This is a genomic window from Metallosphaera cuprina Ar-4 (assembly GCF_000204925.1).
In the GTDB taxonomy this organism is placed as follows: Archaea; Thermoproteota; Thermoprotei_A; order Sulfolobales; family Sulfolobaceae; genus Metallosphaera; species Metallosphaera cuprina.
Genome location: NC_015435.1, coordinates 104,139 through 117,464, shown reverse-complemented (window position 1 = coordinate 117,464; position 13,326 = coordinate 104,139). Strand labels below are relative to the sequence as shown.

Sequence of the window (13,326 nt, the reverse complement as noted above, 5' to 3'; positions counted from 1 at the left end):
TACTAGATGCTAAGAAATGAAGATATTAGAATATAACGAAAGAAACAACTCACTTAAACTTCACATCGAGAACGAAGACGATCTCTGGCTCATTCATCTTATCATAAGCAAAGGAGATACAGTAATAGCTAGGACAACTAGGGACGTAAGCATGGGTAATGACAGTAGGAGAGTTCCCATGATAGTTGAACTTCAGGTAGAATTCTCTGAATTTCAACCATTTACGTCTCGTCTCAGAATACATGGTATAGTCAGAGACGCTCCAGAAAAATATGGAATTAAGGGCTCTCATCATACTATCAATTTAGATATTGGAAATGAAATAATAATAATAAAACAATGGACAAAGCATTTACTAGAAAAGATAAAGAAGCAGGCTAGTAGGAGAAGTAATGTCATGATAGTACTTACAGACCAAGACGAACTACTTATAGCTATACCAATGGAGCAGGGGATAAGAATACTTACCGAAAAGGATATCTCTAACGCTATGAACGAGGAAGAGTCGCTAGAGAAGCCTGCCATAGAAGTCGCCAAGGAAGTGGAACAATATGTTAACCAGTACTCTCCAGACGCAATCATATTAGCAGGACCTGGTCCGTTCAAAGAGCTGGTAAAAGCTAAACTTAACGTCAAGGCAAAGATCTACCTTGATAGTGTATCTTCAGCGTCAAGAGCAGGATTAAACGAGATCTTAAAAAGAGACGTTATTGACCAGGTAATGAATGAATATCAGGTATCCATGGCGGCGAAAGAGTTAGAGAGAGCACTTTTACTCATGGCTCAAGGATCCAACCTTGTGACATATGGTATAGAAGAGGTTGAAAGGGCGTCATCTATAGGAGCTATTAAAACGTTACTTGTCAGCGATGATATTCTTACCGTGGATAATGAGGGGACTAGGAATAGAGTCGAGGCAATCATGGAAAACGTAGAGAACAGCAATGGGAGGATAATTATAGTACCCAAAGATTCTACAATTTATTATCAGTTGCGTAACTTCGGGGGCCTTTTAGCTCTTCTTCGTTTTAGAATAAATTAATTTTTCATGAATCTTTTGACCGTAAGGCAGTTCTTCAACCAACCATATTTCATCGAATTCGTTTCTAGGTAGCATGTCAATTAAGGTTGGACTGATAGCGAAAAACTCTCCCTTTTTTTCTCCAAAATCACTTAAATCTAGTTTAGTTTTTACTAATGCTCGGACAAGAGTACCTTCACCTGTTATCTCTTCATACGGCTTAGCACTTGTTCTAACAGTTCTAATAAATCTGGTCCTGGTCTCAACTACGTCTTTGTACACCGAACTACAATAATGTAGAGAAACCTCGCTCTCATTAAACGTCTCTAGTATTTTTAACGACGTGTTAAAGCTTCCAGAGACGCCAGCCAACCCGTGACCTACCTTAAGTCCTTTAGATGCAAGGTTCATGAGATTCCTTTCCGTCAATTCGAGCTCATTAATGTTAACGAACTTTATTTTCTTAGATCTAGCCCATTCAATTAGTTTAGTTATTTTTTCCTCCTCTCCAGGAATGGCCGGTATCTCAAGGCCTACTTCCATACCTAAACCTAGAGCTTTCTCCACTGCAGACAAGTATTGAGGCTTTACCGGATGAAATCTTATCTCATCAAGGCCTACGCTTAATAGCTCGGATAAGGCATCTCTGGTGGCGTATCTCCCCGTCGTATACAAATGAACATGATAGGATGTACCGAACTCGGCTTTAAGTAGTTTTATCAGCTCTACTACCCTGTCCAAGTGCAACAAAGGATCTCCCCCCGTGATTCCAGCCCCTAACGCGTTCATCCTGTACGATTCATAAACGAAATCTTGTAGATCCGACGTTTTCAACTCGTTTGCGTAAAAGTTATCCTTTCCAAATCTATTCTCACTCACTGGACAATAGTAGCACGAGTCTCCACACTCCCCAGAAATAAAAACCACCATTTTTCCTCCCATTCGGCACAACTCGCAGCCTCTTGGAAGATCTCTATTGTATAACCCTATCTCAGGGTTTCCCTTGAGCAAGCAAATCAGCTATTAGACTCTTAGTTTCATCGGTTTTAACTTCTACTAATATCTCCTGGAGCTGTCTTCTCCTCAACTCGTTATCTATTACCTTATTTGCCTGAATTTTCACTCCTCCCTCATTTCCCCCCTCTGGGAAATACCAAGTCTTTAGCCAACTAAATCCAGCACTCAGTAACGATCTACCAATTGGTGTATCCGCTGCTGAAAGACCTTTCATAATTAGGTTTAACGTCTCCTCATCCTTATAGTATGTGACAAAGAAGCGGCTATTTGATGGTAAAAAGGTAAATAGATACGCGAATAACTCTAATTCCAACCCTTCCTTTCTAGGCCAAGGATCATAGTCTAGCTCAAGCCATGGAGGATAGTACTCCCTTCCTGAAAAGTGATGACACTTTCCTACAACCTTGTCATTCAATACAAGCTTGAATGAGACTAGCTCACTTATGTGTGTACGGGAGACTTCAATAGCTTTGAGTCTCTTACCTTTTATTACCGAGTCTATCAATTTTCCTCCTGAAGAACTTGTTTTCCTTAAACAAATCCCTTACTGCGCTTTGTATGCTCTCTTCAGGTCTTAAGACGTAAGATAAGAACGTTCCTGTTCTACCTTTTTCCTTTCGCCTATTCAGGAGCCTTTCCCTTTGAAGAATAGTAGTAATAGAGACTCCAGTCAACTTTACTGCCAAATCTTCATTTCCCTCTAAAGGTATTGCTTCGTGCCCAACTTCATTAGGAATAATGAGCTCAAGGTCTTTATTAATACCTGGTATTCTAATTCCCTTAATCAATTGGTTCTTATCTATAATTCCCCCAAATCTATAAAATTCCTCTTCACTGGGTTTAAGTTCTGCTAAAGGGAACGAAATCACTTTACGCTCCTCACTATCCAGCGCAATATATGCCTTAGGCGTTGAATTAGGTGTGGCTTGTATGATGAACTTGTGATCTGCATCAATAAGATCTAACCAAATTATATTAGGTGAGGGGACTATCACGTCAACGTCACTGTTTGGTTTTACATCTCCTCTAGCTACCGATCCATACACATATCCTTTCATTGATCCTTGCTCTAGTTTATTTAGAATATCTAACGCGGTTTCTCTTAGCTTCTTTAAATTTTCCCAACGGATCGATTCATAAGTTACCTGCACAAGTCTTTTTTAAACCGCTTACAATTTAAGTGAGTTGATGATATCAACTACTGTGTTTTTTATAGGTCTACTATTGTTCTGGGGAGTTATCATAGGACTTAGAAATCTCCTAAAAAGAAGGGGATTTACCGTTTACCCATTTCTACTCCTCTGGAGGAAAGCAACCAGAAGTGAGTGGTTTCCCAAAGTAGCTAAATCAAAGTCATTTAGGATATTTGAGAATCTCTCAGTCATACTTGCAATAATATCTATGATAGGCGGTGTTTATCTTATAGTTTCTGCGATCTCAGATATACTCGTCCCTACGAAGGTCTCATCTGTTAAATTGGAACCTATCATACCTGGTGTAACTATAGGCCTCGATCAAGCTCCCTATATCCTTCTTAGCATTGGTATCTCAGTCATGGTTCACGAAATCATGCATGCTATAGCTTCAACCTCTAATAAAATTCCCGTAAAGGGGGGAGGCTTCATCTTGCTAGCCTTCTTTCCAGGAGCCTTTGTTGAGCCTGATGAAGAATCATTCTTGAATTCTCCTACTTCAACCAAGTTAAAGATAATTTCTGCAGGTATAGCAATTAATCTGATCTTAGCTGGCCTCTTCTTTCCGTTGGCCGCATACCTGCCCCAAACCCTCTCACAAGGTATTCTTATTGAAGGAGTAGTCCCTAATTCAGCAGCTTATAACGCCTCAATCCATCCTGGAGATGTGATTGAAAGTGTTAACGGAATTAAGGTAACCGATCCATCCCAACTAAGGAACGTATTAGAGCAAAGCACTAATTACAGATTAACCCTGGTTACACCATCAGGTTTCAAGACGATCAACCTATCATCTTCCACTCACTTCCTAGGGGTCTACATCTCTTACTACTTCCCAGCCTACATCTATCCTATTCTTAGCTTCTTCCTTTGGATGTTTATTGTGAACTTTAGCTTAGCGCTTCTTAATGGAGCGCCTTTAATCATAACTGATGGAGGGAAATTATTCACAGAGCTTATGAAAAAGATTAAAATTAACGAAAGGTTTTCAATGATAATTCAGGCTATAATCGTTCTACTCTTAGTTATAGCAGTGACGTCATCCTTTATTCCTCAATAAGTTTGGAGCTTATCATTGGGAAGGGTATTACTTCCTTAATGCTCTGGTTGTTCGTGAACAGCATGACAACTCTATCTATGCCTATGCCTAAACCGCCGGTCGGTGGCATCCCATAACTTAACGCATTAATGAAGTCCTTATCGTAGGGGTGAGCCTCTTGATCTCCCCTCTTCATCATGTCTTGCTCCTCTTTAAACAGTTTGTCCTGGAGAACAGGATCGTTAAGCTCCGTGTACGCGTTTGCAAATTCCACTCCTGCTATATAAAGTTCAAATCTCTCTACAAGTCCTGGCTTACTTCTGTGAGGTTTACAAAGTGGTGTTGTCTCTATCGGATAATCCGTTACGAAAGTCGGCTGTATAATGTTTGGTGTGACTAGTTTATCGAATAACTTCTCTATCATTAGGCCTCTTAGGTAGAGCGATCCTCTTGGTGTGAGCCCGTTAGTTTCCATCAAATGTTTCAACTCATCATCCGAAATCGTCTCTACGTTTTTACCTAAGGCTTCGGACAAGGAATCATATAGCGAAATCTTTCTGAAGTTAGATAGGTCAATTTCTACTGTGTTTTCGCCAACCTTATATTGTAACTTAGTTGAGGATAAGACTTTTTCAGCTAAATGAGAGAAGAGCCTCCTAGTTAGATCCATGATATCATTATAGTCCGCGTAAGCCCAATAGAGTTCCATTAAGGTGAACTCCGGGTTATGAGTTACGTCTATGTCTTCGTTGCGGAACACTTTCCCTATTTCAAATACCTTGTCAAACCCCCCCACTATGAATCTCTTAAGGTAGAGTTCGAGGGAAATACGTAAGTACCAGTCTTCGTCAAGGTAGTTTACATGAGATTTAAAGGGTTTTGCCAGCGCTCCTCCATAAACAGGTTGAAGTATGGGAGTTTCAACCTCAATGAACCCCTGTTCTGCTAAAAACGATCTTATCTCCCTGATTATCTTGAACCTTAACTCCATTGCACTCCTGGCTTTATCGTTGTAAAGGAAATCTACATATCTATGAGAATATCTGAATTCTGGACTCATTTGACTCCAATCTGGAGGTTCTATTAACGACTTAGCTAATAGTTGGAAACTCCTCACCAGAAGGGTTAGTTCTCCCTTTGCAGTGAAGAAAAGATCTCCTTCCACTCCTATAATATCCCCTCTATCAATGACCTTAAAGAACTTCTCATATTCAGTTCCCAACTCGTTAACTCTCAAATACAGTTGAAGCCTTTCACCGTCGTCAAATATATCAATAAATGAGGCTTTGCCATGCCTTCTTAGGTTTGCAACCCTTCCAGCAGTCTTTACACCAAATAAGAAAGGTTCTTTAGGCTTATCAGTCCTTTGATTACTTATTTTTCTTAACTGGGTTATAGTATGAGTTATCTCATACTTTTGAGGATATGGGTTTATTCCAAGAGTTTGTAACTCTTTCAAAATTTGAAGTCTCCTTTCGTCCCACTTCATAGGATCTCCAATGGTAACTATTTTATAAACTTAAGGTGGTATCTAGATTAAACTAAGGTCGGCTCCCGTACGTGATGGCACACTAATGAGGAAGTGTTAACCCAAAGCCTCCTCAAACCGGAGACTGATAAGCGTAGACGTCCAGGTACGGCTGCTCCCTTCCGGGCCTGACCGATTCTCCCGGCTAACGTAGTTCTCCCTCTCCCTCCAGAGAGGAAGACCACGTCCGTCTACCCTATCAGGCGGTTATCATCGTCAACCCTGGACTTCCTCATTAATGTAACCATCACGTACGAGTTACTGGTGTCCACATTACGCCAAGTGGATAAAGAGGCTGGCGAGACCTCCACCCTACCCGACCAAATTATCATATGTAACCCCAGTTTTTAATCTAACTCTCCTTTTTGAAGCTTTTACGTATAAAAATCTTTTATTCTTCTAGTTATTTAAGAGTAAAATTAATGGGCCCACGGGGATTCGAACCCCGGACCACTGGGTCTCTCCATTCCAGATATACTTCATCCCCTCACGGGTCGACAGACCCAATGCTTGTTATCTGGAGCCCAGCACTCTAACCTGGCTGAGCTATGGGCCCATTACCGATCACATAATCTAATTTCAACGTTGATGAGGTAATAAGCTTGTCTACAGCCCAGGAGGTGAGCATTAGGAGTTACATAGGCCTGACTTTGGAAAAGTTGGATTTAAGTAAAATCACATGAGTGAACTGTAACCTAGCTGACAGCCACTATTTGAGCAAGAGGGACTAAAAGTGCGACCGCCGGGATTTGAACCCGGGACCTCCTGCGTGGCAGGCAGGCGTCCTAATCCAGGCTAGACTACGGCCGCATAATAAGGATAAATAACAATTTTAAAAAACCTATCGGTGAAGTTCAGCATGCGAGCTTTTTAAATTAGCAGGTGATGAAAGTAGTAGGACGGAATAATGAAGAAGGTCTTGAGTCCTGATGTTTAATATGTTACCGATTGTGTGATCTTCGACGTTATAGAGTCGAACATGATAACAGGTTTCGCTTTAACACAACTTAGTGAAGTTCTAAGAATAGCAATTCTCATCTAGCTACTTAAAGTCTAACTTTCATACAACCTTTTTGATCATAAAATCCCGGCAGCGTTCATACTTATTTTCTAAATTTATATAATAATATAAATTTTTATAACTTAAACATAATTTAATCATAAAAACCGCAAAGACCTTGCGCTCTCATAAAGATCACACTGTCTAGCTTCTCTATTTTTGGAGGGGAACCCTTGGTTATACGATATAAGTTCTGACCCTTCTGAGTTCCTATGGGAGCTAAGATTATCCCTTTATCTATCATCTGTTGATAAACGTAACAAGGAAGAGTAGGCAAAGCTGCCCAGAATATCGCCTTATTAAATGGTGCCTTTTGGCTCATCCCGAGAGTTCCATCTCCTACCTCTACATTTATTCTATATTTTTGTAATCTATTTTGAGCATAATTAGCCATCCAAGGATCCACCTCGATTGTAGTCACGTTCTCGTAACCTACTACTTCAGCTATTATCGCTGTATAATAGCCACAACCTGTGCCCACCTCGAGCACTTTATCTCCACCTTTCAGGTATAGGTAATCCAACATCTTTAAGCCAAGACTTAACGCTGTTGTGTTCACCTTGTCATTTATTGGAATTGGTTTATCAATATAATCAGGATCGTAAGCCAGGCTAACGTATTTCTCAGGAATGAACTCCTCCCTATTTACTTTCAAATAAGCGTGTTTCAGGTCCTCGCTACTTAGAGCCGAAAGTATCTCCTTGTCCGCTCTTCTCAAATGCCTCCTTCACCTCATTCAGATTGTTTGGAGCGCTAAAGAAAACTGGAACATCATGTGGAAGAGAAGCCTTGAAACTAACTAGTAACCATTGACCTACCTCTAGGTCCAGAGTTCTTTCTAATAATGTGTCATTTATCCCAAAAGTCTCAGATATTAATTGCCTATCATAGGGTCTAGGTAATACACTAATAAAATAGGTATGTAGCTGCTGTAGGACGTTAGTGTTTAGATAAGCGAGCCTTTGTGTGCTGATCAGGGCGTGAAGATGATATTTTCTCCCATGCCTAAGCAATTTTTCTACAGCTGCACTAGAGAGCTCACTCTTGTCTCTTTGTCTAGTGTCAAATGGTATAAACTCTTGAGCCTCGTCGAGGACGAATAGGATCGGAGAGCTGCTGAACCATCTCTTTCTTCTACTCATCACCTCTTCCAGTAACGAGGCCACTACCTCTCTAGCTTCCTCTAAGTTATGAAGCTCAAAGATAAATAACCTTGGAGACGACTCCTCTTTGTCGAGGATATCTATAGCTAACTTCTCTATGTCATACTCATCTCCTTCAATTTCCTCTAGATTCAAATATGATCTCAATGACGATATGAAAGAGAAAATAGATGAGCTGTCCTTTAAACCGGCTTTTTTGCCCTCCTCCTCTATCTCGTCCAATAGAGGGATAAGCGAATCGTCTATCGAAGAGTCTTTGGATATCTTATTTTCCCTCATGAGGATGTCTAACTTCTTAAGCATGACGCTAAACAAGGGTTTTTGCGCAAACGCAGTATATTTATCATTAATCTGCCCTTTCAGTAGCTCTAGTAACGTGCCGTAAGTTAGATTAGTTTGCTCTGCCGGTGGAATGTAAAGTGTCTTTACCTTTCCTGTAATGAATAACTCTTCTGCAGACTTCTTTATTCTATCTATTTCACCTTCCAATTCCTCTGGTATAACGTGCGTACGAATAAATTTCCTAGAGAAGTCTAGTGCATTGTTAGAGTATCTCTCTGTAGTTAGTATCTCCGACTTATGCTTTAATAATTGATCCATGAGTAGAACCGAGTATTCCATTGAAATATCGAAAATAACAACCTTAGCGTTAGTGTTATTCAATATCCTTCTCACTAACACCGAGGTTAAATTAGATTTGCCTGATCCAGTGAAGGCAAAGACTCCTATGTGATATATCAGAGCCTTAGATAAATCTATCGTTAGGTGGACATCCTGGCCTATCACATTACCTATATCTACTCCATTCTTAGCACAAACGAACTCTCTGAAAGATTCCTTGCTCATGATCCGTACAGTTGAGCCTGGAAGAGGAGGTAGATATCCTTTCTTAAATCCTGAGGGAGTCAGTAAGTAACCTATCGGATACGCAAACACGTCTATCCACGTCTCAGGGCTTGTCCCATCGTGCCAGCTCTTAGACACTTCTTCCATAACTTGATCTCTTATCTCCTTCGGTATTGTACCGTCTAAGTTTATCATCCCATAATGTACAGGAACGTAGTCTGCAACTTCAAGGATGAGATAATTTCCCTCCTTAATCGTTTCCACAGCCAACAGTGCTCCAATGTTTAGATTAACCGTCTTAGAGAACGGCATTTCTATAACGAAGTTTCTAAAAGTGACAGAGCTTCTACCATCAGCTGTGGGTCTACTTATCACTCTGACCTCTCTTAAGCGACCAGTTACTGACTCAAACTCCATGATCTCCTCCTATTTTCTACTAAACTTCTAAACGTTCTGTACCTTGTTAACTCTTTTTGCGCGATGAAATCTAGAGCTCTCTTTGCTCTATCTCTGTATAACTTCGCTAATTTGTCAGCCAAGAAAAGAGGATAATTGTAACCCAACGCCTCGGGTATAGGTTCTCTTGACATCACATATAGAAGGTTTAATATATACTCTGCCTTGTAACTTAAGGTAGTTTCGATCCTAAATACCCATCCCTTGTCAGTTAACCTTATGTATCCCGTTCTTGGATACTCGTTATCTAAGATTATCCAGGGAGCGTTGCCTATATCAAGTTTCCTTCTCTCCCTCTCGTCAAAGTCCTTCGTTATAGCTATTACGTTTCTAGGTAGGTTCATGTTAAAGGATAGATCCATAGAAAGTTTCCTGTCCATAAGAATCAACGTCTGAAGCGAGTTGGCTTCATCGTATTCGGCCTTCCGCATGTGATTTTCTCCTTTTCCATCAAATATGAACTCCTTTACCTCTGAACCCTTATAAATCATCTTTCCCCTCTCTAGTTTAAAAAAGACCGTAGATGTAACAACGTAAGACTTTTGGCCCTCCTCCGTATAGAAATCGTGAAGGCTCCCATCTATAGCGGCTAGCTCTAGGTCAAAAACGTAATTACTCTCCGAAGTTAATCTTACAATCGTGTTAGATACACCGCTCTCACTAATAACCGACATATTGCTACCTAACGTTAGGGGTTTGGTAGCTAAAAGGCTTAGAGCTCAAGGTATGAGTCAAAATAAGATAGCTGTTTTAGTTGGTGTAACCCAGCCAGCAATAAAGCAGTATCTAGATGCGAGAGAAGAAGATTTCAGACAGAAACTCTACGAAGCCTATCTAAAGGATGAAGAGATAGAGGCCATAATTTCAAATTTGGTGAACTTGGTTTCAAATGGGGAAAAAGAGGAAGCCTCGCTCTACTTTACAACTTTAGGTTTGATGTTTTTGAGCGAATTAAGATTATGTAGTCTTCACAGGAAAATTAATACGTCTATACCTCCAGATTGCAGGATTTGTACTGGCCTATATAAAGAGGAAGAGGAGAGGGAATTACAACTTGCTCTCTCCTTGCTTAAAAACAGGGAAGTGTCTAACTTAATACCTGAGGTTTTGAGTAATATAGCGTACAGCAAACGGGATGCAAAAGAGATAGCGGATGTGCTAGCCATTCCTGGGAGAATAGCAGTAATAGGCGGTTTGCCAACTCCAGCGTCTAAACCAACATGGGGAGGAAGCAGGCACTTGGCTACGATTTTGCTAGAGGTAAGGAAAACGTGCAGCAAGTGGCGTTCAGTTATGAATATAAAGTTAGATTATTGTATTGAAAAGGCCTTAAAGCAGGCTAACTTAATCTCGAAAGTTGTCGGTCCTTCAGATAAGAGGGACGATGTATCTATTGCAAAAATAGTAGCTGCAGTAATGAACGACTGCCCCGACGTGATATTACATCTGGGAGGGAATGGTCTGGAACCCAACGCTTACGTTTTTGGTGAGAATCCTTTACAGGTGTCTAGCAGGGTAGTTGAAATAGCTAAGTTTTGCTCCGATTTGACCTAACGCCTGGCCACCAATTGTATTTCCCTAGTATCGACATCACTGCAGGTACTACGAAGGGTCTAACAATGAAAGTATCAAATAATATTGTGAATCCTACAGCAAATCCTATCTCTCTCAGAAATTGCATATCTGCTGCCATCAACGAGAAGAACGCTCCGGACAATATCAGACCGGCTGCAGTAACAACCAGCCCCGTTTTTTCTACACCGTTCCTGATTTTTTCGTCCTCAGAACCTTCTTCTTCTCTTATCCTAAGAACTATGAACATGTCATAGTCTATTCCAAGGCTAAACAATAACGCAAACACTATTAATGGAGAAAGCCAGTACACAGTACCGAACACTGAATACATAACGGCTACTCCGACCAAGGAGCTAAAAAGTAAAGATAAGGTAAGTCTTACAGGGACCGCTATTGATTTTAGTAAAAATCCTAAATAAATTAGAATAAATATAATTGTTAAAGGTAAAGTAAACGAATAATATGTTTGCACCGTGTTGGTAACTATGTCTATCCTCTGCGCGTTACTACCGCCAACTAACAAGCCTTGTGAAATAAGCCAGTTCGTGAAGTTTATCGCTCCGTTACTAAAGACCGGATAAGGGATGTAGATTTCCATAAGGGAAAACCCATTAGAATAAAACTGGTTAAGGATTGCGCTTGAGTTGTCTAACACTATCTTGCCTAACGAAACAGGACTGTAAACTAGAGCTCCCATAGATATAGCCTTCTTGGCTATCATGTAAACCATGTTATGTGTCTGATTTAGACTCCCTGGAACTATAACATAATCAAGACTATAATTGAAGTAGTTATTTAAATCGTTTAATCCCACAACAACCTCAGAAGTGGAAGGTACTATTTCGTTCACATCAACGTTACTATTATGAGTGGAAAACACCCATAAAGAAAATATAGAGACAACAAAAATCGTTAATAATACGTAATATTTTCTCTTTATAGAATGATTTATCATAAACCTAAGGTACTTGCTCCTCCCGTCTGAAGGATTGGGTACATGTTTTTGTGGGAAAGAAAGAACATTGATCCCTATGGACCTCAAGGAAGTGTAGGTGAAACTTATTGACGGGAAAAGAGAGGATAAAGAGCCTGCGACCAGCGCTATTCCAATGTTTTTCAGTATTGGAGATGGAGATATCAGGAACGATAAAAACGCTAGTGTGATCGAAAGTCCGCTGAATATCGCAGCTTTCCCTGCCGTTCTAAACGCCTCATTGAGCGGGTTTTGTCTTCCTTTTCTGATTTCTTCAAAATATCTGTAAATGAAGAGAAGGGAATAGTCAATTGTTATACCGAATATTATTGGAGGGATAACTAGACCAGATATGTAATAGATTTTGTATCCAAATAGATGTAATACAATGAGAACCGAGTAAGCGATTTCTATACCTAGTATTGCACTGCCTAAAAGGAGCAATATAGGCACAAGTGATCTTAATAGTAGAATTAAAAGAATTCCTACTAACGTGAACGTAACTAGGTCTATAACCTTCAAGTTGCTTTCAGTGTACAGTTCGGACCTAGCGTAGATAGGAAGATGTCCGGTTACCTCAGCTTTGATGTTATCAATAAATTCGTTTACGTTATTCAGACTTTCATTCGAGGGAACCTGGACTATAAAAAGCCAAGAGTCATTCCTATGGAAGTTAGATAGAGATACAGGAAAACTAGATGCGTTTTGCTCTGATCTCATAAAAAATGAATAAGAGCTCCCAAAGGTTTGATCTGGTATATGCTTTCCAGTGAGTAGAAAAATCAGATAAGAATAGTTATCAAATTTTTCTAGAAAGTGCTTGGCGAGGGTTTCGTTAGTGTAGTTATTGAAACCAAAGAAGATCAAATAGGGATCCTTAAAGGTGAGGTAACCGGCAATCCTCGAGGCGTTTATCTGGGAGTAATTTTCCAAGGCGATAAAATAATACACTCTAAACGTTTCAATTAAGGTGGAATTAGCGCTAACATGTTTCCCTAACGGAAGTCCGTAAGTAACGTTTAATTGAAACATAAATTCTGAAATGTTTAAGAGTAACCTTTCCCTCAGAGAAGTTAAGTTCAGATAAAGTTGATTGATTTTAATAAGATCTTTTTCAATAGAGCTATTCTCACTACCATTAAAATATAATTGTTGATATAATGAAATTATATCGGAAGGAGTCAACAATCTTGCCTCATTTAGATACTTTAGACTATCATTAATGATTCTGAGAGATTCATTATAAGAACCGTTTATAATGATATAAATATTACTTACTGAACTTTGCGATATATTAAAATCTGTCTTCATTATCTCGCTTACTATCACGCTCTTGTATTGGGGCGAGAGAAAAGGAGAATCGCTATAGACAAAGAAGTTCTGAACTTGAAGCACGATTGGGGCCAAGGCTATCATCAGGAGTATCCATAATACTAACACCCCTCTCATAAGCTC

General features: G+C 39.9%; 11 protein-coding genes, 2 tRNA genes and 1 other RNA gene. 3 read left to right on the top strand and 11 right to left on the bottom strand.

Annotated elements, in window-relative coordinates:
• Positions 1-16: 16 nt before the first annotated feature.
• A complete protein-coding gene (locus MCUP_RS00680; RefSeq protein WP_013736742.1) occupies positions 17-1,042 on the top strand; it encodes an mRNA surveillance protein pelota in 1,026 nt (341 codons plus the stop codon).
• Here MCUP_RS00680 and MCUP_RS00675 read toward each other — a convergent pair.
• Genes MCUP_RS00675 through MCUP_RS00665 form a run of 3 tightly spaced genes read right to left on the bottom strand, consistent with a single transcriptional unit; the run spans position 1,013 to position 3,189 of the window.
• Entirely contained in the window at positions 1,013-1,963 is a 951-nt protein-coding gene (locus MCUP_RS00675) for a radical SAM protein (protein WP_013736741.1), read from the bottom strand. The genes MCUP_RS00680 and MCUP_RS00675 overlap by 30 nt on opposite strands.
• A 49-nt stretch (positions 1,964-2,012) precedes the next feature.
• Positions 2,013-2,543 carry a DUF1122 family protein gene (locus MCUP_RS00670; RefSeq protein ID WP_048057354.1) on the bottom strand — a complete coding sequence of 177 codons (531 nt, stop codon included), beginning with the start codon at positions 2,541-2,543 and terminating at the stop codon, positions 2,013-2,015.
• Positions 2,518-3,189, bottom strand: a complete 672-nt coding sequence (locus MCUP_RS00665; RefSeq protein ID WP_048057353.1) for a nucleotidyltransferase domain-containing protein — start codon at positions 3,187-3,189, stop codon at positions 2,518-2,520. Before MCUP_RS00665 ends, MCUP_RS00670 begins: the two co-directional genes overlap by 26 nt.
• A 37-nt stretch (positions 3,190-3,226) precedes the next feature.
• Here MCUP_RS00665 and MCUP_RS00660 point away from each other — a divergent pair, with 37 nt between their 5' ends.
• Positions 3,227-4,291: a site-2 protease family protein gene (locus MCUP_RS00660; RefSeq protein ID WP_013736738.1), complete on the top strand. Its 1,065-nt coding sequence runs from the start codon at positions 3,227-3,229 to the stop codon at positions 4,289-4,291.
• On the opposite strand, the gene lysS is transcribed toward MCUP_RS00660, so the two are convergent.
• From lysS to MCUP_RS00630, 7 genes are all read right to left on the bottom strand, one after another.
• Complete coding sequence (gene lysS / locus MCUP_RS00655; protein ID WP_013736737.1) at positions 4,278-5,759, bottom strand: lysine--tRNA ligase; 1,482 nt, start codon at positions 5,757-5,759, stop codon at positions 4,278-4,280. The two genes, MCUP_RS00660 and lysS, sit on opposite strands and share 14 nt — an antisense overlap.
• A 55-nt stretch (positions 5,760-5,814) precedes the next feature.
• Positions 5,815-6,121: signal recognition particle sRNA (gene ffs / locus MCUP_RS09810), an RNA gene on the bottom strand.
• 100 nt (positions 6,122-6,221) lie between these two features.
• Positions 6,222-6,354 (bottom strand) — tRNA-Trp (locus MCUP_RS00650).
• 178 nt (positions 6,355-6,532) lie between these two features.
• A tRNA-Gly gene (locus MCUP_RS00645) sits at positions 6,533-6,608 on the bottom strand.
• 344 nt (positions 6,609-6,952) lie between these two features.
• Positions 6,953-7,576, bottom strand: a complete 624-nt coding sequence (locus tag MCUP_RS00640; RefSeq protein ID WP_013736736.1) for a protein-L-isoaspartate O-methyltransferase family protein — start codon at positions 7,574-7,576, stop codon at positions 6,953-6,955.
• Entirely contained in the window at positions 7,536-9,284 is a 1,749-nt protein-coding gene (locus MCUP_RS00635) for an ATP-binding protein (RefSeq protein WP_013736735.1), read from the bottom strand. Before MCUP_RS00635 ends, MCUP_RS00640 begins: the two co-directional genes overlap by 41 nt.
• Positions 9,266-9,997, bottom strand: a complete 732-nt coding sequence (locus MCUP_RS00630) for a DNA double-strand break repair nuclease NurA (RefSeq protein ID WP_013736734.1) — start codon at positions 9,995-9,997, stop codon at positions 9,266-9,268. The genes MCUP_RS00635 and MCUP_RS00630 overlap by 19 nt, the downstream gene beginning before the upstream one ends.
• Here MCUP_RS00630 and MCUP_RS00625 point away from each other — a divergent pair.
• Positions 9,963-10,877 carry a thiamine-phosphate synthase family protein gene (locus MCUP_RS00625; RefSeq protein ID WP_048057351.1) on the top strand — a complete coding sequence of 305 codons (915 nt, stop codon included), beginning with the start codon at positions 9,963-9,965 and terminating at the stop codon, positions 10,875-10,877. The genes MCUP_RS00630 and MCUP_RS00625 overlap by 35 nt on opposite strands.
• On the opposite strand, the gene MCUP_RS00620 is transcribed toward MCUP_RS00625, so the two are convergent.
• A complete protein-coding gene (locus MCUP_RS00620; protein ID WP_308507386.1) occupies positions 10,852-12,903 on the bottom strand; it encodes an MMPL family transporter in 2,052 nt (683 codons plus the stop codon). The genes MCUP_RS00625 and MCUP_RS00620 overlap by 26 nt on opposite strands.
• Positions 12,904-13,326: the final 423 nt, after the last annotated feature.